The organism is Streptomyces sp. NPDC025638 (genome assembly GCF_055558775.1).
Genome location: NZ_JBVHLX010000002.1, coordinates 67,453 through 91,193, shown reverse-complemented (window position 1 = coordinate 91,193; position 23,741 = coordinate 67,453). Strand labels below are relative to the sequence as shown.

General features: G+C 70.5%; 17 protein-coding genes. 5 read left to right on the top strand and 12 right to left on the bottom strand.

Features of this window, described 5'->3' with window-relative positions; genetic code table 11:
- Positions 1-96: 96 nt before the first annotated feature.
- Positions 97-1,980, bottom strand: coding sequence for a glycogen debranching N-terminal domain-containing protein (locus ACZ4EG_RS04580; protein ID WP_467789968.1), 1,884 nt, complete (start codon positions 1,978-1,980; stop codon positions 97-99).
- Between the two features lie 803 nt (positions 1,981-2,783).
- Complete coding sequence (locus ACZ4EG_RS04575) at positions 2,784-4,361, bottom strand: DUF4192 domain-containing protein (RefSeq protein ID WP_467789526.1); 1,578 nt, start codon at positions 4,359-4,361, stop codon at positions 2,784-2,786.
- A 142-nt stretch (positions 4,362-4,503) separates the two neighbouring features.
- Here ACZ4EG_RS04575 and ACZ4EG_RS04570 point away from each other — a divergent pair, with 142 nt between their 5' ends.
- Both ACZ4EG_RS04570 and ACZ4EG_RS04565 read left to right on the top strand, forming a co-directional pair.
- Complete coding sequence (locus tag ACZ4EG_RS04570; RefSeq protein WP_467789525.1) at positions 4,504-6,669, top strand: RecQ family ATP-dependent DNA helicase; 2,166 nt, start codon at positions 4,504-4,506, stop codon at positions 6,667-6,669.
- Between the two features lie 283 nt (positions 6,670-6,952).
- Positions 6,953-7,573, top strand: coding sequence for a hypothetical protein (locus ACZ4EG_RS04565; protein ID WP_467789524.1), 621 nt, complete (start codon positions 6,953-6,955; stop codon positions 7,571-7,573).
- Between the two features lie 461 nt (positions 7,574-8,034).
- Here ACZ4EG_RS04565 and ACZ4EG_RS04560 read toward each other — a convergent pair whose 3' ends face one another.
- The 3 genes from ACZ4EG_RS04560 to ACZ4EG_RS04550 form a co-directional block, all read right to left on the bottom strand.
- Positions 8,035-8,664, bottom strand: coding sequence for a hypothetical protein (locus ACZ4EG_RS04560; protein ID WP_390707532.1), 630 nt, complete (start codon positions 8,662-8,664; stop codon positions 8,035-8,037).
- Positions 8,665-8,732: 68 nt separating this feature from the next.
- Complete coding sequence (locus ACZ4EG_RS04555) at positions 8,733-9,434, bottom strand: ribonuclease HII (RefSeq protein WP_453555535.1); 702 nt, start codon at positions 9,432-9,434, stop codon at positions 8,733-8,735.
- 81 nt (positions 9,435-9,515) lie between these two features.
- A complete protein-coding gene (locus tag ACZ4EG_RS04550) occupies positions 9,516-10,139 on the bottom strand; it encodes a TetR/AcrR family transcriptional regulator (RefSeq protein ID WP_467789523.1) in 624 nt (207 codons plus the stop codon).
- A gap of 187 nt (positions 10,140-10,326) precedes the next feature.
- On the opposite strand from ACZ4EG_RS04550, the gene ACZ4EG_RS04545 reads away from it, so the two are divergent.
- Positions 10,327-11,874 carry an MFS transporter gene (locus ACZ4EG_RS04545; RefSeq protein WP_467789522.1) on the top strand — a complete coding sequence of 516 codons (1,548 nt, stop codon included), beginning with the start codon at positions 10,327-10,329 and terminating at the stop codon, positions 11,872-11,874.
- Between the two features lie 304 nt (positions 11,875-12,178).
- On the opposite strand, the gene ACZ4EG_RS04540 is transcribed toward ACZ4EG_RS04545, so the two are convergent.
- From ACZ4EG_RS04540 to ACZ4EG_RS04530, 3 genes are all read right to left on the bottom strand, one after another.
- Complete coding sequence (locus ACZ4EG_RS04540) at positions 12,179-13,084, bottom strand: ADP-ribosylglycohydrolase family protein (RefSeq protein ID WP_453555541.1); 906 nt, start codon at positions 13,082-13,084, stop codon at positions 12,179-12,181.
- Between the two features lie 10 nt (positions 13,085-13,094).
- Positions 13,095-13,754, bottom strand: coding sequence for a histidine phosphatase family protein (locus ACZ4EG_RS04535; RefSeq protein ID WP_390707537.1), 660 nt, complete (start codon positions 13,752-13,754; stop codon positions 13,095-13,097).
- Between the two features lie 119 nt (positions 13,755-13,873).
- Complete coding sequence (locus ACZ4EG_RS04530) at positions 13,874-14,479, bottom strand: YdbC family protein (RefSeq protein ID WP_453555544.1); 606 nt, start codon at positions 14,477-14,479, stop codon at positions 13,874-13,876.
- A 151-nt stretch (positions 14,480-14,630) separates the two neighbouring features.
- Here ACZ4EG_RS04530 and ACZ4EG_RS04525 point away from each other — a divergent pair, with 151 nt between their 5' ends.
- On the top strand, positions 14,631-15,164 hold the full coding sequence (locus ACZ4EG_RS04525) for a TerD family protein (protein ID WP_467789521.1): 534 nt from the start codon (positions 14,631-14,633) through the stop codon (positions 15,162-15,164).
- 461 nt (positions 15,165-15,625) lie between these two features.
- Here the strand turns inward: ACZ4EG_RS04525 and ACZ4EG_RS04520 are convergent, their stop codons facing one another.
- Positions 15,626-18,520 (bottom strand): vitamin B12-dependent ribonucleotide reductase, encoded by a 2,895-nt coding sequence (locus ACZ4EG_RS04520; RefSeq protein WP_453555548.1) that lies wholly within the window; start codon positions 18,518-18,520, stop codon positions 15,626-15,628.
- 165 nt (positions 18,521-18,685) lie between these two features.
- A complete protein-coding gene (gene nrdR / locus ACZ4EG_RS04515; protein WP_390707541.1) occupies positions 18,686-19,237 on the bottom strand; it encodes a transcriptional regulator NrdR in 552 nt (183 codons plus the stop codon).
- Positions 19,238-19,800: 563 nt separating this feature from the next.
- Between nrdR and lexA the strand changes: the two genes are divergently transcribed.
- Positions 19,801-20,580 (top strand): transcriptional repressor LexA, encoded by a 780-nt coding sequence (gene lexA / locus ACZ4EG_RS04510; RefSeq protein ID WP_263213418.1) that lies wholly within the window; start codon positions 19,801-19,803, stop codon positions 20,578-20,580.
- Between the two features lie 154 nt (positions 20,581-20,734).
- On the opposite strand, the gene ACZ4EG_RS04505 is transcribed toward lexA, so the two are convergent.
- Positions 20,735-22,711 carry an ATP-dependent DNA helicase gene (locus ACZ4EG_RS04505; RefSeq protein ID WP_390730573.1) on the bottom strand — a complete coding sequence of 659 codons (1,977 nt, stop codon included), beginning with the start codon at positions 22,709-22,711 and terminating at the stop codon, positions 20,735-20,737.
- Between the two features lie 220 nt (positions 22,712-22,931).
- Entirely contained in the window at positions 22,932-23,708 is a 777-nt protein-coding gene (locus tag ACZ4EG_RS04500; protein WP_467789520.1) for a GNAT family N-acetyltransferase, read from the bottom strand.
- Positions 23,709-23,741: the final 33 nt, after the last annotated feature.

Here is a 23,741-nt window from a genome sequence, read left to right as displayed (position 1 = left end):
TCCCTTCTTGAGCCGCATCGACAGCTGATCCACTTCCGTCCGGCACGGGGCCCACGAGTCGGCTCGCGCACCGCGCGCGGGTCGCGTCGTACGAGGTCACACTCCCAACTGCAGGCCCTCCGCCGCCTCCTCGACCATGGCGAGTCCGAGTCTGCTGACCCGTACGGAGAAGGGGGCCCCGGCGATCCGCAGCCCCGTGAAGCCGATCTCTCCCAGGGGCACGCTCCGTACCGGGCGCAGCGTGATCGTCCGGGCCGGGGCGTCGGGGCGGATGCCCGCGAGCGCGGTGAGCAGCAGGACCCCGGAGGCCGCCGCCACGGCCGCCGGGCGGCAGGCCGCCGGGTGGGGAACGGGTGCGCTCCCCTCGGAGCGCTGCTCGCCCGCGTACATCTCGGGCAGCCGGTGGCCGAAGCGCTCGGCAGCCGCCAGGACACCGCGCAGCAGGCCGCTCGCCTCCTGCTCATGGCCCGCGGCGGCCAGCCCGGCGACGGCGAGTGCCGTCTCCTGGACGCGTACGGCCCCGGTCCGGTGGCCGAACGGGTTGTGTCCCGCCTCCTTCGTGCCCAGTCCGCGCAGCCCCCAGCCGGAGTCCAGTGCGGGGCCGCCGAGCAGCCGGGCGAGCTGGTCGGTCTGCGCTCTGTCGAGCAGACCGGGCGCCGGTTCTCCCGCGCCGAGCAGACCGGTGTCCAGGAGGTGGGCGGCGGCAGCGCCGAGGTGCGGAAGCAGCCGTCCGTCCGGGGCACGGGCCGCCGCCGGACGACCGCCGCCATGATCTTCGATCCAGAAGTCGCTTTGGAACGCCGCCCGCAGTTCCCGCGCCCACTGGCGTAGTTCCGTGCCGCCGGGTCTGCCGTACGCCTCCAGGAGATCGGCGCCCAGCAGTGCCGCGCGATGGGCGTGGGCCTGGGTCTCGCAGCGGACCGGGCCTCCGGGCTGCGGGTCGCACAGGTACGTGCTGCCGCGCACGGTGGTGCGCAGCCAGGTCAGACACCACTCGGCCGTGGGCAGCAGTTCTTCGGCCTCCTGCTCCGGGAGCCCCCAGCGGCGGGCCTCCGCGAGCAGGACGGGGAACAGCAGTGTGGCCTCCGTACCCGTGCAGCCCGGCGGCACGTGCGTACCCGCGTCGCGTCGCGGTCCGGGGATCATGCCCGTCTGCGGTCCCGCACCGGTGAGTTGTGTACGGGCGAGGGTGCGCAGTGTGCCGACGGCGAGCCTGGTGCCGAGGGGCAGCGTCATGCGCGCGGCGGCGAGTGCCTCGGCCGGGGCCATGCCGCACCGCCAGGGCGCCCCTGCCGCGAGATAGATGTCGGTGGGGTGGGCCGGATCCCGCAGCAGCAGAGCCCGGAGATCCTCGATGCTCGTCCGCATCAGGATCGCGGCCCTGGGGTCGTCGCCCGCAGCCCGGGCGTGCGCCAGGGGGCTCGTCGCCGCACGGCCCGCGGCTCTGAGCGGTCCGGCCCCGCCCGGCCGTACGCGCAGTTCCACGGTCACCGTCGCACCTGGTGGCAGTTCGAACTCCCAGCACAGCAGTCCCGCTGAGGCCAGGGCGTCGGCAGGCGGCGGGGCGGCCGTGACCGTGGAGGTCCCCGCGGCGCGGGTCCAGCGCAGGCCCGAGTCGTGGACGGTGGCGGGCAGTTCGGGGCCCGCGTTGCCGGAGGCGATGGCGCTCAGGTCCGCAAGGTCCGTACCGAGGGCCACCTCGACCGGCAGCCGCAGCGGGCGCAGGGCAGCGCTGTGGAAGGTGATGCGCTCGGTGCCGTCGGCGTGCCGGATCCGCTCGACGACGACGTCCGGGTCCGGTCCGGCGGCCGAGGCGGTACGCACCGTTCCCACGAAGCGGGCCTGATCCGCTCCGGCCATCCTGGCCTGCACCGCCAGCGGTTCTCGTCCGCCCACGCGGACCTGGCAGCGCGAGAGCAGCCGTCGGCCCGCCAGGTAGAACCCCTCCAGACCCCGCCCGGCCAGCTGCCCCTCCTCCATGGAGATGGCGAGGCCCGGCAGGGCGACGCAGATCAAGGCCGTGTGGGTGGGCGGAAGGTCGGCGGTGCGACGGAGGGGCGATGGCTGCACGCCTGCGGTGGCTCCCTGAGGTGGGGACGCGGGCGGACGTGGGACCCGACGCGCAGGCACGGACGGGGACCGGTCTCGGGGCGTCGAGGAGGCCGGAGACCGGCTCTGCGGCGCGGACGACGACCGGCGGGAGTCTTCCATGAGCCGGGGATCCATGAGCCGGGGATCCGTGAGCCGGGGAAAAGCTCCGGTCTGCCACGGCGCAGGCACGGGGTCGGATCCCAGGGCCTGGAGCAGGTTCGGGTCCGCCGTGCTGGTCGGTCCCGGGGGGACTGTATCGACGGGCGGGGACGGTGCAGGGGTGTCGGGGACAGAGGGGTGGTCGTCGGTTGCGATGGGCGGAGTCGGCTGATGCATGCGGCGGTTTCTTCTGCGCTCTGTGCGCCTCGGACGTGCTCGGCGCCGGGTGGCGTGCTCCGGAGGAACATCGGACGTGCGGCGGCGCAGCCCGTCCGGGGGTACCGCCACCCAGGTGAACGGCAGGGAAGTCCGCCTGGTCACGCCTCCCCTCAGGGAAGCGACCGAATGGCGGCGGTTCTTGAGTGCGGGTTCACTCTTCGGACCCACAGCCCGGCGCCGACACCAGTGCGGCGGTAGCGGGCCCCCGGCACCGGGCCGAGCCGGCCCGGCCAGTCGCCACGTGCCCCGACCGGACAGCAGACGCCAAGCGACCAGCAGGCACCAGGCAACCGAGGCAACGCACCAATCGTTGCTCATGCATCCGCCTCCGGGCCATTGCCTCCGGACCGGTTCCCTCCTGATGCGGCGTCGTCGCGCCGAGCGTCGCCCTTCCCTGCGGCACGCGTGCGCGTACTGGCCGGCCTTGAGGCACCCGGGCGCGTACGACCGGGTGCCGGGGTGCGGGGATGCGTGCTGTCCGGCCGGGGCCGTCGGCCCTTCGCGCGTGTCGAGCGCGGCTGACGGTCGGCGCCGTCGGCCACACGAGGGCGGTGGTGTCGGCGGGAGGCGCTCTCCGAGACACCCGGCCGAGTCAGGGCCGAGTCCGCGTCCGCCTCCGTCCCCTCGTCCTCAGCGGCCTCCGTCTCCTCACCTCCCGTGCGTCCCGCACGCAGGCAGCGGCGGATCGCCTCCGGATCCAGGCCCTCGTTGCAGGCCTGGTGCAGAAGGCGGGCGAAGAGGTAGTCCGGGTCCGCGCCCAGGGCCATCGCCAGGGCCTCCCTGGCTTCGAGGTCGTCGCCGCTCGACCAGGCCACCCAGCCCGCGAGGGTGAGGGGTGCGGCGGCGTGTTCGCCGTACGGCCCGACGCATCGGCGGGCCAGCGCACGCCACAGACGCAGCGCCGGACCGGCCTCGTCACCTTCCATCCATGCCGCGGCCCGGTCCCGGGTCGTGCGGTCCTGCAGACCGAGGATCAGCTTCGCCGCTTCCTCGTGCGTGATCAGTTCGTCGTCGCGAAGGTCCGCGGGGAGCATGCCGGACACCGACGGCGCTGCGGCAAGCCGGGCCATGACCCGCTCGGCGAGGCCGAGGGTCTCCTCGGCGACCTGCGCACGCGTCGCGTCGTCGATGATCCTGGGCACCACGGACATGCCCATGGTGTCCAGGACGATCTCCTGCTCCAGTGCGGCAGGCGTCTCCCAGGCAAGGAGCCTGGCCCGCAACTCGCGCAGCGTGCCGCGCACTTGGATACCGGCGTAGGTGGCCGCGGCCGCGAGTACGGATGTGCCGGGCAGGCCCATCGGTGTTCCGTCGTCCGGACAGCACCCTTCGTTCGGGCAGCAGTAGGACCAGAAGCGGCCGTCCGAGATGCACACCGCCTCGATGACCGGTACGTCGAGGTGCCCGCACTCGGTGCGCAGCAGTTGGGCAAGCGGACGCAGCCGCCGCATGACGTCCCGGCCCGACTCATCCTTCGCCGGTTCCTGACAGACGTAGGCGACCATCTGCTCGGGCCGGGCGCCCCTGCGCTCGCTGCCGGCCACCAGGCCCTGGGCCAACTGACGGGCGGCCGACTCCCAGTCGTCCATGCTCGCGGGGATGCCGAGCCGGGCCCGGCCGCCGAAGCGGCCGCGGCCGCCCCGGTCGTGCAGGGCCACCAGCACGATGCTGTCCTCGGGGCGGTAGCCGAGCAGATAGGGCAGAGCGTCGGCCAGTTCGGCCGGGGTGCGCAGCGTGATCTGGCTTTCGTGTGCCGTGGGCCCAAGGTCTGCCATGCGCGCTGTCTCCGCTCGCTCCGATCGCCCCGCGTCCGCGGCGCGCCCGCTGTGCGCGTCACGTCCTGCGATATCGCCGTTTTCGGAAGATCCGGTCGTTTCGCCGTGATTCGTCATGCGCAGACGATCTCGCGGATCCTGAGATTCCGCTTGAGCCTGTGGATAAGTCCGAGCAGGGACACGACAAACAACGGGAGCACTTCGGCCCGCCGTCCCACGGACCGCCCGGATGTCAGTGCCGTCCTGTTGTATGGGACGCATGGAGCACACGAGCAACGCGGACCTCAGGACGCAGGCCGACGCCGTCCTCGCCCGTCTCGTCGGGGACGCCACGGGCACGGCCGGACTGCGCGAGGACCAGTGGCGGGCGATCGAGGCGCTGGTCGCCGACCGGCGCCGGGCCCTGGTCGTCCAGCGCACGGGCTGGGGCAAGTCCGCCGTCTACTTCGTGGCGACCTCGCTGCTGCGTGCCCGGGGCAGTGGCCCGACCGTCATCGTCTCGCCGCTCCTCGCGCTGATGCGCAACCAGGTGGAGGCGGCGGCCCGCGCCGGCATCCACGCCCGGACCATCAACTCCTCCAACACAGAGGAATGGGACACCGTCCAGGGGGAGATCGCGGCGGGAGAGGTCGACGTGCTGCTCGTCAGCCCCGAACGCCTCAACAACCCCGACTTCCGCGACCAGGTCCTGCCCAAACTGGCCGCCGCGACCGGACTGCTCGTCGTGGACGAGGCCCACTGCATCTCCGACTGGGGCCACGACTTCCGCCCCGACTACCGACGGCTGCGCACCATGCTCGCCGACCTCCCACCGGGTGTACCCGTACTGGCCACCACGGCCACGGCCAACGCACGGGTGACCGCCGACGTCGCGGAGCAGCTCGGCACCGGAGGCACGTCCGACGCACTGGTGCTGCGCGGCCCGCTCGACCGGGAGAGCCTGAGCCTGAACGTGCTGCGGCTGCCGGACGCCGCGCACCGCATGGCCTGGCTCGCCGACCACCTCGACGACCTGCCGGGTTCCGGCATCGTCTACACGCTCACCGTGGCGGCGGCCGAGGAGGTCACCGCCTTCCTCAGGCAGCGGGGACACACCGTCGCCTCGTACACGGGAAAGACGGAGAACGCCGACCGGCAGCAGGCCGAGGACGACCTGCTCGGCAACCGGGTCAAGGCGCTGATCGCCACCTCCGCCCTCGGCATGGGCTTCGACAAGCCCGACCTCGGCTTCGTGGTGCACCTCGGCTCGCCCTCCTCCCCCATCGCCTACTACCAGCAGGTCGGCCGTGCCGGGCGCGGTGTCGAGCACGCCGAGGTACTCCTGCTGCCGGGCAAGGAGGACGAGGCGATCTGGGAGTACTTCGCGTCGCTGGCCTTCCCTTCCGAGGACCTGGTGCGCCGCACCCTGGACGTCCTCGCCCGGGCCGCCTGCCCCTTGTCCCTGCCCGCCCTGGAACCGCTGGTGGAGCTGCGCCGGTCGCGACTGGAGACCATGCTCAAGGTCCTCGACGTCGACGGTGCGGTCAGGCGCGTCAAGGGCGGTTGGATCGCGACCGGTCAGCAGTGGACGTACGAGGCCGAGCGGTACGCCTGGGTGGCGCGGCAAAGGGAGGCCGAGCAGCAGGCGATGCGCGAGTACGCGTCCACGACAGGCTGCCGGATGGAGTATCTGCAGCGGCAGCTCGACGACGAGGGCGCAAAGCCCTGCGGCCGCTGCGACAACTGCGCGGGAGCGCGTTTCACGGCGGACACCTCGACGGCCGCGCTGGATGCGGCGCGCGTCGATCTGGGCCGCGCGGGAGTCGAAGTGGAACCCCGTCGCATGTGGCCGACGGGGCTACCGGCGATCGGCATTGATCTCAAGGGGCGCGTTCCGGCCGGGGAACAGGCTTCGGCGGGGCGGGCGTTGGGGCGACTGTCGGACATCGGCTGGGGCAACCGGCTGCGGCCGATGCTCGCACCGCAGGCGCCGGACGCTCCCGTGCCGGACGATGTGGCGAGGGCCGTGGTGGGAGTCCTGGCCGACTGGGCCAGGGGCCCCGGCGGCTGGGCCTCCGGTGAGGAAGACGCGCCGCCCCGGCCGGTGGGCGTCGTGACCGTCGCCTCGCGCACCAGGCCGCGGCTGATCCAATCCCTGGGCGCGCGCATCGCGGAGATCGGCAGGCTGCCGCTGCTGGGCTCCGTGGAGTACATCGGCGAGGTGCCGCGCGGCTCCCGCAGCAACAGCGCGCAGCGCCTGAAGGTCCTCGACGGCGCGCTGACCGTTCCGCCCGCCCTGGCCGCGGCTCTCACCGAGGCCCGGGGTCCCGTTCTGCTCGTGGACGACTACACGGAGACCGGCTGGACCCTGGCGGTCGCGGCCCGGCTGCTCAGGAGGTCCGGGGCGCAGGGGGTGTTGCCGCTGGTCCTGGCCATGCAGGGCTGATCCACGGATGCGCGGGCGCCGCCCCCGTCCGCGGCGTACGCACGTGTCGTGCTCGAACGTCACGTACGTTGCCAGGCGCCTCACAAGGTAGGGATATAAGCCACGCACCACCAGATAACAGTCGGTGGCCCCAATTGCTCGTTGCCGCATCCAAGTTCGACAGGAAGAATTGAAGTCCGCTCCCCGCACGGCTCGCTCGTGATCCGGTTGGGCTTCGCTGCGGTGTGCGCTCCCCCGAATCCGACCCCGCCCGCTGTATGGGCGCGTAGCCGAAGGGAGGAACGTGACCTTCGGATTCGCTCCGTCCTCGGCGGCCTCGTTGTCGACGTCCGCGTCCGCCGCGTCCGCCAGTCGCCTGCTTGAGCCTGCCGAGTGGGCGGCCGCCGGCATCCCACTGCTGCGCAACCCCCGCGAGGTCGTCAGCGGGCTGCACACGCGGCACCGTCCCAAGGCGGCGACGGCGATCGTGGCCGTCCTCGACCCGGAGGAACGGCTGCTGGCGAGCGCCTCGTTCACCCGACGCCCGGCACCGGCCGACGGATGGATGTTCCGCAACGCACTGCTGGACCAGCTGCGCCGGGTCATACCGCACGATCTGCGGCGCCGCACACCGGTGCGCACCGCCGTGCTGCTCTACTGCCGCGAGGGGGACGCGCGTTGGACGGAGGATGACGGCGCGTGGATGTGGGGGCTGCGTGACGCCTGCACGCTGCACGGGCTGCGCTGCGGGGCGTACATCACGCTGACCCGCGACGGCTGGCAGGTGCTCGGCGAGGGGCGTGGCGGCCGCCGCCCGAACTTGGACTCGACACCTGAACCCTTCGGCATATCGGACGTGCCGGCCCCGTCGCCTCGCACCGGCGGCGCCATGTCGGACGTCCTGCGCCGCGCAGCGGCCCGCTGAGGAGCACCGGCTCCGCGTTCGCGTGGCGCCGGGCCGAGCCTCCACCGGGCGACCGCTCCCGAAGCGCTGCGCGCCGCACAGGTGGAGACGGGACCACGGCGACTCGGGGAGGGCCTTCCGGCCCGGACCCCGACGGCGCCGATGGGCCCCTCGGAGTTCTTCGCGCGCGGGACACGGGACCCGCGTACGCACCGGTCACAGCGCGTGGGTACGGCGCCTGCGAGATGCCGTACCGCGGAGCGGGGACGGATACGACACCCCGGCCCGCCGCCCGACGGGCGCGTCGGCGTCGTCACACCGCATGCCTCCACCAAGCCCTGAGCCGCCCGTCCGTCCGGAAGCCGCCCCTCAGCGGGGCAGGGCCGCACCGGATTCCGGGCACGCCGAAGGGCCCACCGTGCCGGTGCCACCGCTGCGACACCCTCGGCACCTCCGGTGCTCCTGGAGGTGCCGGACAGGGCTCAGACGCCCGCGCCCAGCACCGAGTTGATCTGCTGCGGGTCACCGCAGACGACCAGCAGGGCACCGGCCCGGGTGTGGGCCAGCGGGAGCGCGGTCGCGGCAGCGGCGGCAGGACCACCGTTGACGGCAACCACGACGACAGGACGGGACGCGGCACGCGAGGCCATGGCGGCACCCGTGTAGAAGACGTCGTCGCCCGCGTCGTGCTGGGCCCAGTAGGAGGCTTCACCGAAGGACAGCTCGTGGTCGGCCCACGGGTGCGGTTCGCCGGTGGTGATCACCAGCACGTCACCGGGGGCACGGCCCGAGTCCAGGAGCAGGTCCACCGCCTCCTCGGCGGCGTCGAGGGCACCCTCGACAGAGGCCGGGATCAGCTGGATCTGCGGAGTCGCCGCGGCTGCGGCGGGAGCGGCCGGACCCGACGGGCCCGGTTTGGCGGCCACGTCGCGCGGCGTACGTTGCACCGGTTGCCCGGGCCGGAGAGGGCCGGGACGACCGGGACGCGACGGAGCCGCGGGGCGGGGGCCGGGTACGGGGCGAGGGGTCGGCGCGGTACGGCCACTGGCCGGAGTGGCGCGGGGACCCTGGGCACTCTCGTGAATCTGAGGCTCCTCGGGAATGAGAGGCATGAGCTGATGTTTATCAAACGTTGGTGCGACTCGCGCGACCGGGTGGCACAACAGTGCGGGTGGAACGGTCAGAAATCGAAGCCCAGCTGACCCTCGACCTCAGGAACGCTTCCCTCCGCCCAGCTGCGGACCTTCTTGAGGTGCCGCCACTGGGGCAGCGCATCAAGATACGCCCACGACAACCGGTGGTACGGGGTGGGGCCCCGCTCCTCCAGTGCGGCCTTGTGCACGGGCGACGGATACCCGGCGTTGTCCGCAAAACCGAAGTCTGCATGGTCGATACCCAGTTCGGCCATCATTTTGTCGCGCTGAACCTTGGCAATCACCGAAGCCGCCGCCACCGCCACGCACGAGCGGTCGCCCTTGATCACCGTGCGGACCTTCCAGGGGGCTCCGAGGTAGTCGTGCTTCCCGTCGAGGATCACCGCGTCGGGGCGGATCGGCAAGGCCTCCAGGGCCCGTACGGCGGCAAGGCGCAGCGCCGCCGTCATCCCCAGAGCGTCGATCTCCTCCGGGGAGGCATGCCCCAGGGCATAGGCCGTCACCCACTTCAGCAGCTCCGCGGACAACTCCGTGCGGCGCTTGACGGTGAGCAGCTTGGAATCGGTGAGGCCCTCGGGCGGCCGGCGGAGTCCGGTGACCGCCGCGCAGACGGTGACAGGTCCCGCCCAGGCGCCGCGTCCCACCTCGTCGACACCGGCGATGACCTTCGCTCCGATCGTGGCGCGGAGGGAGCGCTCGACGGTGTGAGTAGGCGGTTCGTACGGCATGGCGCCCTTAGCCTACGCCGCCGAGATCCCCGAGCGACACCCCGGCTCACCCGGCGGGCCCGGGGCCGACGCGGCCCCGGATCAGGCCCCGTCCGGGCGTAGCAGCGGAAGCATCAACTGGTCGATCATCTCTTCGAGATCCTGGTCGGTCCATTCGCTGGCGCACATCTTGGACCGGTACATCATCATCGCCGGAATGGCGTCGAAGACATAGCTGTTGGCCGCATCCGAGCGAACCTCTCCCCGACCTATTCCACGAGTGATGACCTCACGCAGCAGCCTGATGGTCGGCTCCACAACCCCTTCGAAGATCAGGCCATGGAAGCGCTCGGCCTGTGCGGGATCACACTCGTGAATGATCGCTCGGAGGGCGAAGCCGGGTCGCGAGAACATCGCGCGACGCGCCTGGCGGCACAGGGCGAGCAGGTCCTCGCGCACCGTCCCCAAGTCGGGCGCCTCCACCGGACGCGGCAGCCCGGCCTGGAGCGCGTCGGCGACGAGATCCTCCTTGGACGGCCAGCGGCGATAGACGGCCGCCTTGCCGGTCTGGGCACCGGCGGCGACACCCTCCATCGTGAGGCCCTTCCAGCCGACCGTACTGAGCTGCTCCAGCGCGGCGTCCAGGATCGCGCGTTCGAGCACGGCGCCGCGCCGGCGAAGGGAGGCCGTCCGAGCGGGGGCGGCCGTCCAGCGCGAGGTAACCATCTGAGTTTCTCCAGCGAGCAGGGTGAAGCGGGGATTGCGGGACTGGGGACACATCGCGCGACGGCAGAGGGGGACGCGAGGCGCGACGGTGAGCTAAGTGAACGCTTGCGTTCTCTGTCAGGAACTCACTACCGTTGACGGGACAGTGAACGCCTGCGTTCACTAACGCCTTCGTGGGGGACTCATAGTGACAACCTCTCAGCTGATACAGAACGAAAAACCTGGAGCAGCCCGCCGGGAGGGACACCCCGGCATCGCACTCACCGTCATCGCGGCCTGCCAACTCATGGTGGTACTCGATGCGACGATTGTGAACATCGCTCTCCCGCACATTCAAGACGCGCTCAAGTTCAGCACCACGGACCTCACATGGGTGGTCAGCGCCTACACGCTGACCTTCGGAGGCCTCCTCCTGCTCGGCGCGCGAGCCGGTGACATCCTCGGCCGCCGCCGGGTGTTCATGACGGGCATCCTGCTGTTCACCTTCGCCTCGCTGCTCGGCGGAATCGCCCAGGAGCCCTGGCAGCTGCTCGCCGCGCGCGCCCTGCAGGGCATGGGTGGCGCCATCGCGTCGCCCACCTCGCTGGCGCTCATCACCACCACGTTCCCCGAAGGGCCGGAGCGGAACCGGGCGTTCGGCGTCTTCGCCGCCGTCTCCGCGGGTGGTGGCGCCATCGGCCTGCTCGCGGGCGGCATGCTGACCGAGTGGCTCGACTGGCGCTGGGTGCTCTTCGTCAATGTGCCGATCGGCGTGCTCATCGCCGCGCTCACCCCGATCTACATCAACGAGTCCGAGCGACACCCCGGGCGCTTCGACATCGCGGGCGCGCTGACCTCGACAGCCGGTATGGCATCGCTCGTGTACGGCTTCATCCGGGCCGCGGAGGACGGCTGGCGCGACAGTCTGGCCCTCGGCTCCTTCGGTGCCGCCGTGGTCCTGCTGGTGGCCTTCGCGCTCACCGAGATGCGGGCCAAGGAGCCGATCACCCCGCTGAAGATGTTCACCGACCGCAACCGCTCCGGCACGTACGTGATCATGCTGAGCCTGGCGGCCGCGATGTTCGGCATGTTCTTCTACATCGTGCTCTTCGTGCAGAACGTGCTGGGCTACAGCCCGATCAAGGCCGGTCTGGCGTTCCTGCCCGTGACGGTCGCCATCGCGGTCGGCGCGGGTCTCTCGCAACGGTTCCTGCCCACGCTCGGCCCCAAGCCGTTCATGATGTCCGGTGCAACGCTCGTCGTGATCGGGCTCGTCTGGCAGTCGTTGATCACCCCCGACAGCTCGTACGCCGGCGGCGTGCTCGGACCGATGCTGGTGTTCGGCTTCGGCATGGGGCTGAACTTCGTGACGGTGACCGTGACGGCTGTCTCCGGCGTCGCCCAGCACGAGGCGGGTGCCGCGTCCGGACTGCTCAACGCCACCCAGCAGGTGGGCGGTTCGCTGGGTCTGTCGATCCTCACCACGGTCTTCGGCTCGGCCAGCAAGGACGAGGCGAAGAAGCAGCTGCCGAAGTTCCTCGCCAACGGCTCGCCGGAGCAGAAGGCGGAGTTCGCCAAGAACCATCAGCTGCCCGCGCCCTGGGGGCACGAGGTGCTCGCCCACGGCATCTCGACCGCGTTCATTCCGGCCGCTGCGATGGCCGTGCTCGCCCTGGCCACCGCATGGCTGGTGATCAAGGTCCGCAAGAGCGACCTCGAAGCCCTCGCCGGCACGGCGGGCCCGGGAATCGGCTGACCCGACCGGGTCCGCGCAAGACCGCGGAAGGCCGGACCACGCCCGGGGGACGGATGGCGAGGGCGACGGTCCGGCCTTCCGCACTTGGGCCGGCGAGGCCACGAGGAACACAGGCACCACCAGCACCAGCACGAACGACACTCCCGACACCCCCTGCCACCCGCGGAACCTCTCGCCCGTGCGCATCCGGACGCCACACGGCTGATGCCAGGACAACGCCCACCCATCACGCAGAGTTCCCGGCAAATACAGAGAGTTCCCAAAGGCGGCTCGGCCCCACAGGCGTCAGCTCGGCCCACGGGCATCAGGCGGACGCGGCCACCCACTCCGGCAGCGTCTCCGTACGCTCCACCCACCCGGCGGGCGGTGTCCCCGCCTTGCCCGACGCGAGCACGCCGCCCACGATGGCACAGGTGGTGTCCACGTCCCCGCCGACCTGCGAGGTGGTCCAGAACGCCGTCTCGTAGTCACCGAGGGCCCGCGCCGCCGACCAGAGGGCGAAGGGGACGGTGTCATGGGCGCTCGTACGCCGTCCGCAGCCCAGGACGGCCGCGACGGTGCCGGCGTCGCCGTAGTCGAGCATGTCCCGGGCGCGCCGCAGGCCCGCACCGACGGCACTCTTCGGCACCAGGGCGATGACCCCGTCGAGGAATGACTCCGGGGTGGGCGGACCGCCGGGGGCGGCGGCCAGCGCGGCGGCCGCGGCGACGGCCATGGCGCCGACGACAGCCTCACGGTGCTGGTGCGTGGGGTACGCCGAGATCTCGGCTTGGTGGGTCGCCTGCTCCGGGTCGTCCGCGTACCAGGCGCCCAGCGGTGCGATCCGCATCGCGGCCCCGTTGCCCCAGGACCCCTGCCCGTTGAACAGGCCGGAAGCCAGCTCACGCCAGTCGCCGCCCTCCCGCACGAGGCGCAGCAGCCTGTTGACCGCGGGGCCGTAGCCCCGGTCGAAGTCGTGGTGCTCGGCGAAGGAGAGCGCCAGCGCGTCCTGGTCGACGCGGTGGTGTACGGCGAGGACGGCGACCACGGAGCAGGCCATTTCCGTGTCGTCCGTCCACTGCCAGGAGCCGGGCGGCAGCTCGCGGCGCTTCAGCAGCGGATAGTTCGCCGGAACGAAGAACTGTGAGCCCAGCGCGTCCCCCACCGCGAGTCCGCGCAGGCTGGCCAAGGCGCGGTCCAGGCGCCCGAAGGAAGAGGAGTCAGCGGTCATCGCCGCCACTCTAACCGGTGACCCAGTGCGGCACCGGGTCCCGCCAGCGCTCGAAGGGCCGGTCCAGTGTGTACTTGCCGTCGTCGCCGAGAACGAGCATCCGCATCTCGGCGTTCCCCGGGTTCGAGAGCGACTCGAATTCGGCGACCGTCCAGTGGAACCAGCGCATGCAGAACAGCCGCATGGCCAGACCGTGGGTCACCAGCAGGACGTTCGGCGGATGGTCGGGGGCCTCGAAGCTGCGGAACAGGCTCTCCAGGAAGCCGCCGACCCGGTCGTACACATCGGCGCCGGACTCTCCCTGGGGGAAGCGGAAGAAGAAGTGCCCGTACGCGTCCCGGTAGGCCTTCTGCACGCGTACGTCGTCGCGGTCCTGCCAGTTTCCCCAGTCCTGCTCGCGCAGCCGGGGTTCCTCGCGCACCCGTATGAGCTCGGGGTCGAGATGGAACGCGCGGAAGGTCTCATGCGTGCGGCGGTACGGGGAGACGTACACGCTCACCCGCTCCCGCCCGAAGATCTCCCGGATCCGCTTGCCGGTCTCCTCCGCCTGCTGCCAGCCCCGCTCGGTGAGTCCCAGAGCATGGTCGGGTTCACGCTCGTACACGGAGTCATCAACATTGCCCGTTGACTCGCCGTGCCGGACAAGGACGATGCGCCGTGGTCGTGCCATGCCAAAACCCTAGATCGGCCGACGCCCGATCGAGCAATCGTACGGGCTCCATACGGCGTACGTCACACGAATCCCGCACCACGAGCCACACAGAGGCACACGTTTTACGCGTTCGGATTTCAAACCGTCCAGGACGGTTCCAGCTCCACGATGTCGCCGGTCAGCGATGCGATGTCCGCCTCCGTCTGGGCCCGCAGGGCGAGGCGCTCCACCCGCTCGGTGCGGTACTTACCGTGCTCCGCGGCCGACCGCCACATCGACAGGACGAGGAACTCGTGCTCCGGGGCCTCGGCGAACATCCCCCGGATCATGCCGGGCGAGCCGGCCATCGCGGGGTTCCACACCTTCTCCTGCATCAGTGTGAAGTGCTCGACGCGCTCCTCGTGGACACGACAGAGGGCGACACGGATGAGGTCGGAGTCCGTGAACCGAGGCTCGAAGCCTGTCTTCACGTCGAACCGGTACTCGAAGAGTTTGACCTGCGCGTCCTTGAACGTGCCGGACTGGGCAGTTGCCAGCCGGTCATGGGAGCGGGCCATGAAGGAGTCGTAGAAGGCACGGCTCTCCCAGAAGGCGAATATGTGCGCCACCCCCGGCCGCTGCCGGCTCCAGCCACCGCCCTGTCCCCGAAACCCCGGCTCCCCCAGAAGCCCCGCCCACTTTCGCTGCCCCCGCTCGAAGCCGCGGCGGTCCACCACGGTGCAGCGAATCCACTTGACCAGCACCGCGCCATCGTAAGGCCATGGGGCGTGGCGTCGGTCACGCTCCGGCATAGATCACCCGCGCACACTCCCCCGCGCGCATGGCACGATGGACAACGTGCCTCGGCCACCCGGGAGTTGGGGCAGGAGGCCGCGAGGGGGAAGGGGACGCCTGTTGAACGGCTTCAGCAAGGGGATCCGCAAGGTCGAGGTCGCACTGAAGTGGGACCCGAGTCCGGCGGGGCAGTCACCCACCGATCTGGACATCGTCGCCGCTCCGTACGCGGCTGACGACCCGTACGGGGCACCGGCGTACCTGGTGCACTTCGACAGTCGCTCGCCCGACGGCACGATCTTTCTCAACCGGGACAGCAAGGACGGCAAGGGCTTCGGCTGGGACGAGGTCATGACGCTCGAACTCGACCGGCTCGACGCCCGGTACGCGCGCGTGGTGGTCGGCATCGTCATCCAGCAGCGCACGGCGGAACGGACCTTCGTCAACGTCCGGAATCCGGCCGTGCGCATTCGGGAGGGCTACAACGTCCTGGCCGAGGACGACTTCGGCTCCGTCCTCGGATCGACGGCGGCGACGGTCGCGGAGTTCGTGCGGGGCGAGTCCGGCGGGTGGAACTTCCACCCCGGCATACGCGGCTTCGACGACGACCCCGCGGCCTTCGCCCGGCACATGGGCGGGGCTCATCAGCCCTGAGGGTCACCCGGCGTAGGGGGCGACGCCCGCGATCGTCGCCACGCACGGTGCTGGAGGCCCAGGCGGGGACCGGTCCGGTCTCGCCCGTCCGGAAGGCCTCCGCCACCGGCTTCGGCCACTGCGCCGGCTCGGCTTCGGTCAGGTCCTGACGGCAGCGGATCCGGGCGAGCGCGTAGGCGATGCGCTCGTCCAGTGCCGCTCGGTCCTGTCCAGGGCCGGTGTCCGGGGCACTGCGGCGAGACAGGCCCCGTCCGCGCGCGGCTGGATCCGGGGGCGCAGGCCCGCGACGAGCGCTTCGCGAGGCAGGGCACGGGCCCGCCCGCACAGTTCCCCGAATGTCAGCGTCGTGCCTCCGCGATGTCGTCATCAGCGGAGGATGTGGGCCCGTCGGGGCGCACGGCACGGAAAAGGGGCGCCGGCACATGGCCGGCGCCCCTCAGCTCAAGGGCTTGCCGTCGGCGTCAGCTGCAGCCGCTCGTCGAGCCGCAGCCCTCGCAGATGTAGCAGGAGCCGGCCCGCTGCATCTTCGTGCCGCAGGAGAAGCAGAGCGGGGCGTCCGCCTGGATGCCCAGCTGCATCTCCACCAGTTCGGCGCTGGTGTGGGCCTGCTTCGGAACGGGCTGGGCCGCGCCGGCCTCGGCCTTCGGCGTGGCGACGGCCTTGAGGTCCGTCTGGCGCGGCGCCGACTGGGCCAGGCCCTCGACGTCGACCTCGTCCTCGGAGGACTCGTACGAACCCGTCTCCAGGTGGCGCTGACGCTCCTCGGCGGAGTGGATGCCGAGCGCGGAGCGCGTCTCGAAGGGCAGGAAGTCCAGCGCGAGGCGGCGGAAGATGTAGTCGACGATCGACTGCGCCATCCGCACGTCCGGGTCGTCCGTCATGCCGGCCGGCTCGAAGCGCATGTTCGTGAACTTCGAGACGTACGTCTCCAGGGGCACGCCGTACTGGAGACCCACCGAGACGGCGATGGAGAAGGCGTCCATCATGCCCGCGAGGGTGGAACCCTGCTTGGACATCTTCAGGAAGACCTCGCCGAGACCGTCGTCCGGGTAGGAGTTGGCGGTCATGTAGCCCTCGGCACCACCGACGGTGAAGGACGTGGTGATGCCGGGACGACCCTTCGGCAGGCGCTTGCGGACGGGGCGGTACTCGACGACCTTCTCGACCGTCTCGCGGATGGCCGCCTCGGCCTTCTCCGTGATCTCGGCCTTCTCCTTCTCCTTGGTCTTGGCGGAGAGCGGCTGGCCGACCTTGCAGTTGTCGCGGTAGATCGCGAGCGCCTTGACGCCCATCTTCCAGGCCTCGAAGTAGACCTCCTCGACGTCCTCGACGGTGGCGGTCTCGGGAAGGTTGACCGTCTTGGAGAGGGCGCCGGAGATCCACGGCTGGATCGCGGCCATCATGCGGACGTGGCCCATCGCGGAGATGGAGCGCTCGCCCATGGCGCAGTCGAAGACCTCGTAGTGCTCGTGCTTGAGGCCGGGGGCGTCGATCACATTGCCGTGCTCGGCGATGTGGGCGACGATCGCCTCGATCTGCTCCTCCTGGTAGCCCAGGCGGCGCAGGGCCTGCGGAACGGTGCCGTTGACGATCTGCATCGAGCCGCCGCCGACCAGCTTCTTGAACTTGACCAGGGCGAGGTCGGGCTCGAGGCCGGTGGTGTCGCAGGACATCGCGAGACCGATGGTGCCGGTCGGGGCGATGACGGATGCCTGGGAGTTACGGAAACCGTTCTGCTCGCCAAGGCGGACGACGTCCTGCCAGGCCTCCGTGGCGGCGGCCCAGATCGGCGTGTCCAGGTCGTCCATGCGGACGGCCGTGCCGTTGGCGTCGGCGTGCTGCTTCATGACGCGCTTGTGGGCGTCGGCGTTGCGGGCGTACCCGTCGTACGCGCCGACGACCGCGGCGAGTTCGGCGGAGCGGCGGTACGACGTGCCGGTCATCAGGGAGGTGATGGCGCCGGCGAGGGCGCGGCCGCCGTCGGAGTCGTACGCGTGGCCGGTCGCCATCAGCAGGGCGCCGAGGTTGGCGTAGCCGATGCCGAGCTGGCGGAACGCGCGCGTGTTCTCGCCGATCTTCTGGGTCGGGAAGTCCGCGAAGCAGATGGAGATGTCCATCGCGGTGATGACGAGCTCGACGACCTTGGCGAAGCGCTCGACGTCGAAGGACTGGGTGCCCTTGCCGTCGTCCTTGAGGAACTTCATCAGGTTCAGCGAGGCGAGGTTGCAGGACGTGTTGTCCAGGTGCATGTACTCGCTGCACGGGTTCGAGCCGTTGATACGGCCGGACTCCGGGCACGTGTGCCAGCGGTTGATCGTGTCGTCGTACTGGATGCCCGGGTCGGCGCAGGCCCACGCGGCCTCGGCCATCTTGCGGAACAGGGCCTTGGCCTCGACCTCCTCGATGACCTCACCGGTCATCCGCGCGCGGAGACCGAACTTGCCGCCCTGCTCGACCGCCTTCATGAACTCGTCGTTCACACGGACCGAGTTGTTGGCGTTCTGGTACTGGACGGACGTGATGTCGTCGCCGCCCAGGTCCATGTCGAAGCCCGCGTCACGCAGGGCGCGGATCTTCTCCTCCTCCTTGACCTTGGTCTCGATGAAGTCCTCGATGTCGGGGTGGTCGACGTCGAGGATGACCATCTTGGCGGCGCGGCGGGTGGCACCGCCGGACTTGATCGTTCCGGCCGAGGCGTCGGCACCGCGCATGAAGGAGACGGGACCGGAGGCGTTGCCGCCGGAGGAGAGCAGTTCCTTGGAGGAACGGATACGGGAGAGGTTCAGACCGGCGCCGGAACCACCCTTGAAGATCATGCCCTCTTCCTTGTACCAGTCGAGGATCGACTCCATGGAGTCGTCGACGGACAGGATGAAGCAGGCGGAGACCTGCTGGGGCTGCGGGGTGCCCACGTTGAACCACACGGGGCTGTTGAAGCTGAAGATCTGGTGCAGGAGGGCGTACGCCAGCTCGTGCTCGAAGATCTCGGCGTCGGCGGGCGAGGCGAAGTACTTGTAGTCCTCACCGGCCTTCCGGTACGTCTTCACGATGCGGTCGATCAGCTGCTTGAGGCTGACCTCGCGCTGCGGGGTGCCGACGGCACCACGGAAGTACTTGCTGGTGACGATGTTGACCGCGTTCACCGACCAGAAGTCGGGGAACTCGACGCCACGCTGCTCGAAGTTGACCGAGCCGTCGCGCCAGTTGGTCATGACGACGTCACGGCGCTCCCAGGCCACCTCGTCGTACGGATGCACGCCGGGGGTGGTGTGGATGCGCTCGATACGCAGGCCCTTGGTGGCCTTGGCGCCCTTGGCTCGGGAACCTCGTGCCGGACCGCTCGCCGTCTCTGTCATGCCGCCTCCCTGTACGGGCTAAAACGCCCTGAAGTGCCACGATGTTCCCGTGACACGGTGTTCTGTCATGTGTTGCGGACACCCTCACGCTGCCGCCCGCAACAGGTCCTTGGATTGCCGCCGTCCGGCCGGATCCAGGGCCTCCGCCCCGCTCCGGTCCGCCGGTCAGTCGGCGGCGTGGGCGGGCACCGGAACCTGGCTGGTCCCTCCGGTCCCGCGGTCGTCTTCCTGGCTCCCCGCTCCCGCGTCTTCGTCGTCCACGGCGGGGCCTCGCCTCGTTTCCCTGAGCTCCGCGATGGCTGCCTCGAAGTCCTCCAGCGAGTCGAACGCCCGGTAGACGGAGGCGAATCGCAGATAGGCGACGAGGTCGAGCTCCTGCAACGGGCCGAGTATGGCCAGCCCCACGTCGTGGGTGGTCAGCTCGGCGCTTCCGGTGGCCCGCACCGCCTCCTCGACCCGCTGGCCGAGCTGGGCGAGTGCGTCCTCGGTGACAGGCCGCCCCTGGCATGCCTTGCGCACGCCATTGATGACCTTGGTACGACTGAAGGGCTCGGTGACTCCGGACCGCTTGACCACCATGAGCGAGCACGTCTCCACGGTCGTGAAACGACGGGAGCAGTCAGGACACTGGCGGCGCCTGCGGATCGACGTGCCGTCGTCGGTCGTACGACTGTCGACCACACGGCTGTCGGGGTGCCTGCAGAAGGGGCAGTGCATGATCTCCAACCCTCCTCACAGCAGACTGAACAGCCTCGCGAGACCTCTTGGGCCCCTCGAAGCAGCCCCAAGCATAGGCGATCTCCGAGACACCGAAGACCCGGGGGACCACAACTTGTGGGCTGCTGCTGCAATCCAACCACTAGATGTGGGGCTTGGCAGATACATCGACCGTACGCGCGTGTCGCACGCGCGCGTATCCGCACGACACGGCAGGCAAGCCGCTACGGAACACACACGTGCGCCTGCGTACCGCTGCGACGCTTACGGAGATACGGTGGGCGCCGCACGGAGGTCACGTAGGACTCCGGCGCAGAAGGGGACCGGATCCCGGTTGACCGGGTTCCGGATGGCAGACTTGGGACACAACCCACGAGGTCATCACCCCGGCGGTGAAGAGTACAACAATGGGCCCTTTTGTCCGCCAGGTGCCGCGTTAGCCATACACCCAGACACACGATTACGTAAGGTGAATCGCGGTTTTTCACTCGAACGTGTGTTTGGCGCAACCTTTCGAAAGCAACTACCGTTGTCCAGCAGGGAGACCATCGAGAGGGGCCGACGTGACCACCACCGCAGACAGTGCCACCATCACTGCCCAGGACCGCTCCCAGGGCCGACTGGACCCGGTGCACGCGATGAACGAAGCCACGAATCCCGAGGCGCACAAGCGCTCGCTGCCAGGCCGACCTCCAGGCATCCGGGCGGACAGCTCGGGGCTCACCGACCGGCAGCGCCGGGTGATCGAAGTCATCAGGGATTCCGTGCAGCGGCGCGGCTACCCGCCGTCCATGCGGGAGATCGGCCAGGCCGTCGGACTGTCCAGCACCTCCTCGGTCGCGCACCAGCTCATGGCACTGGAGCGCAAGGGCTTCCTGCGCCGCGACCCGCACCGCCCGCGCGCGTACGAGGTGCGCGGCTCCGACCAGGCGGTGACGGTGCAGCCGACGGACACCGCGGGCAAACCCGCCGCGTCGTACGTCCCGCTGGTCGGCCGTATCGCCGCCGGCGGTCCGATCCTCGCCGAGGAATCGGTCGAGGACGTGTTCCCCCTGCCCCGGCAGCTCGTGGGTGACGGCGAGTTGTTCGTCCTCAAGGTCGTCGGCGACTCGATGATCGAGGCCGCGATCTGCGACGGCGACTGGGTCACCGTGCGCCGTCAGCCGGTCGCCGAGAACGGCGACATCGTGGCCGCCATGCTGGACGGCGAGGCCACCGTCAAGCGCTTCAAGCGCGAGGACGGCCATGTCTGGCTCCTCCCGCACAACTCGGCCTACGAGCCGATCCCCGGCGACGACGCGACCATCCTGGGCAAGGTCGTCGCGGTGCTGCGGCGCGTGTGACGGCTGCGGCGGGCGAGCACGACAGGCTCGTCCCCTGACCGGGCCCCGGGACCCCTGCGCCGGTTCCGGGGCCCTGTTCTGTCCCGGCCCGGCTCCCTGGCCGCTTGGTATCGCTGGGTAGCCTGTCCCGGTGCCGGGACAGGCTACCCAGCGATCACTCCGCTTCCTTCTGCTTCGCCGCCGCGTCGATGGCGGCCAGTGACTTCCGAACCTGGTTACGGTCCGTGGTGAACCAGAAGTCGGGCAGTGACGCCTTGAGATAGCCGCCGTACCGCGCGGTGGCCAGCCGCTGGTCGAGCACGGCGACCACACCACGGTCCCCGGACGCCCGGACGAGACGCCCGGCGCCCTGCGCCATGAGGAGCGCCGCGTGAGTCGCGGCGACCGCCATGAATCCGTTGCCGCCGGCGTCCTCGACGGCCTTCTGGCGGGCGCTCATCAGCGGGTCGTCGGGACGCGGGAACGGGATCTTGTCCATGACGACCAGCTGGCAGCTGGGACCTGGGACGTCGACGCCCTGCCACAGCGACAGCGTGCCGAAGAGACAGGTCTTCGGGTCCGCGGCGAAGTTCTTGATCAGTTCCCCGAGGGTCTCCTCGCCCTGGAGCAGGATCGGGAACTCGGGAATCCGCGAGCGCAGTTCCTCGGCGGCGAGCTGGGCGGCGCGCATCGAGGAGAACAGACCGAGCGTGCGGCCACCGGCCGCCTGGATGAGCTCGGTCAGCTCGTCGAGCATGTCGGCGCGGTCGCCGTCGCGCGCCGGGCGCGACAGATGCCTGGCGACATAAAGAATGCCCTGCTTGGGGTAGTCGAAGGGCGAGCCCACGTCGACGCCCTTCCACTGGGGGAGGTCCTCGCCCTCCGTGCCCTCGGGGGCGAGCCCCAGGGAGGCGCCCACTCCGTTGAAGTCACCGCCGAGCTTGAGCGTTGCCGAGGTGAGGACGACGGAACGGTCCGCGAAGAGCTTCTCCCTGAGGAGACCGGAGACGGACATCGGGGCGACACGCAGCGAGGCCCCGAAGCGGTCGTGCCGTTCGTACCAGACGACGTCCCACTCCGAGCCGTTCACGACGCGCTCCGCCACGTCGTGGACCGTCTCCACCGAGGCCAGCGCCTGCTTGCGCACCGCGTCCTCGTCCTGAACGGACTTGTCGCGGGTCGAGCCGATCGCGGAGATCACGGTGCGGGCGGCATCCCGGAGCGCCATCAGGGCATAGGCGAGGTCCTCCGGGATCTCCTCCAGGCGACCCGGCAGAGCCAGCTCCATCAGCCGCTCGAAACCCTCGGCGGCGGTCTGGAGCTGGTCGGCGGCCTTCTCGTTGACCAACTTCGCCGCACGGCGCACCGCACGGTTGACCTGCCCGGGCGTGAGCTCGCCGGTCGCGACACCGGTGACCCGCGAGACCAGCTCATGGGCCTCGTCCACGATCAGCACCTCGTGCTGGGGCAGGACCGGAGCGCCCTCGATGGCGTCGATCGCGAGCAGGGCGTGGTTGGTGACGACGACCTCGGCCAGCTTGGCGCGCTCGCGGGCCATCTCGGCGAAGCACTCAGCGCCGTACGCGCACTTCGAGGCGCCCAGGCACTCCCGGGAGGACACGGACACCTGGGCCCAGGCCCGGTCGGAAACGCCCGGCGTGAGGTCGTCGCGGTCACCGCTCTCGGTCTCGTCCGCCCAGTCCCGCAGCCGCAGCAGGTCCTGACCCAGCTTGCTGGTGGGCGCGGCCGCCTCGAACTGGTCGAAGAGGCCCTCCTCCTCGTCCTGCGGCACGCCCTCGTGGAGCCGGTGCAGGCACAGGTAGTTCGACCGGCCCTTGAGCATCGCGAACTCCGGACGGCGGCGCAGCTGCGGGTGCAGTGCGTCGACGGTGCGCGGCAGGTCGCGCTCCACGAGCTGGCGCTGCAGGGCGAGGGTGGCTGTCGCCACGACGACGCGCTCCCCGTGCGCGAGGGCGGGCACCAGGTAGCCGAGCGACTTTCCGGTGCCGGTGCCGGCCTGGACCAGCAGATGGGATCCGTCGTCGATCGCTTCGGCGACCGCTTCGGCCATGGTCACCTGGCCGGGGCGCTCCGTACCGCCGACGGCTGTGACGGCGGCATGCAGGAGTTCGGGGAGTGAGGGCTTCGTCATAGCGCGACCACCCTACGACCCGGCACTGACAAACGGGTGATCAACGCTGGGACCGAGGGCGGGACCAGGGGCGGGACGGGGGGCGGGAGCAGGGGTCGGAGCACGGCCGGGACTCCTCGGGCGGGACGGGCGAGGGCTGGGACGGGCTGGAGGTGAGACGTGGCGAGAGGTAGGACGGGGCGAGAAGTGGGACGTGGCGAGAAGCGGTCGTCACTGGGGGCTACATCAGATCGCGCAGGGACCGGTCCCGGATCATGAGGGCGGCCCGCTTGGCGGGCAGGTCGACCTCGGCGGCGAACCGGAACCCGGCATTCAGGAACGCGGCTACGGAGGGCGTGTTGCGAAGATCGGGTTCCGCGACGACGCGCGCGCAGGCGGGGCGTCGGTCGAGCACCAGGTCGGCCACGGCTCTGAGCAGGGCGGACCCCAGACCCCGCCCACGGTCGGCGACACCGCCGATGAGGAGGTGGACACCGGTGTCGTGCGGGCGGGCCGGATAGTGGCGGGCAAGCGGGTCCAGGTCCGCCCGGTAGATCTCCCAGTAGCTCATCGGGGTGCCGTCCAGCACGCCGACGCACGGGACGCTTCGCCCGTCACCGTTGAGCTGAGCGCGTACATGCTCCTCGGTCTGAGCGCGGGAACCGGCGAGTTCCCAGAACGCGGCGACGGCGGGATCGTTCATCCAGCGGCTGATGAGGGGAAGGTCGCGGTCGACCTGGACGGGGACCAGTTGGAACGGACCCACCGGAGTGACGAACGGGCCCCAGTCGCCGACGCGGTCGAGCAGGTCGTCGTCGGGGGACGCGAAACGGTCCTCGACCGGTGCAGGTCTGTCCTCGACCGGGACGAGACCCTCCGCCGCCTCCCCGGCGATGAGGGCAAGGAGTTCGTCGGGCAGGCGCAGGTCCAGCGTGTCCTCATTGTCCCCGCCAAGACCGGCGCAACCGGGGTGAACAGGGACAGTGACGGCATCGGCGCTCGCGTCGGTGGAAGACACGGCGGGCTCCTATCAAAGACGAGGTGGGTCGTG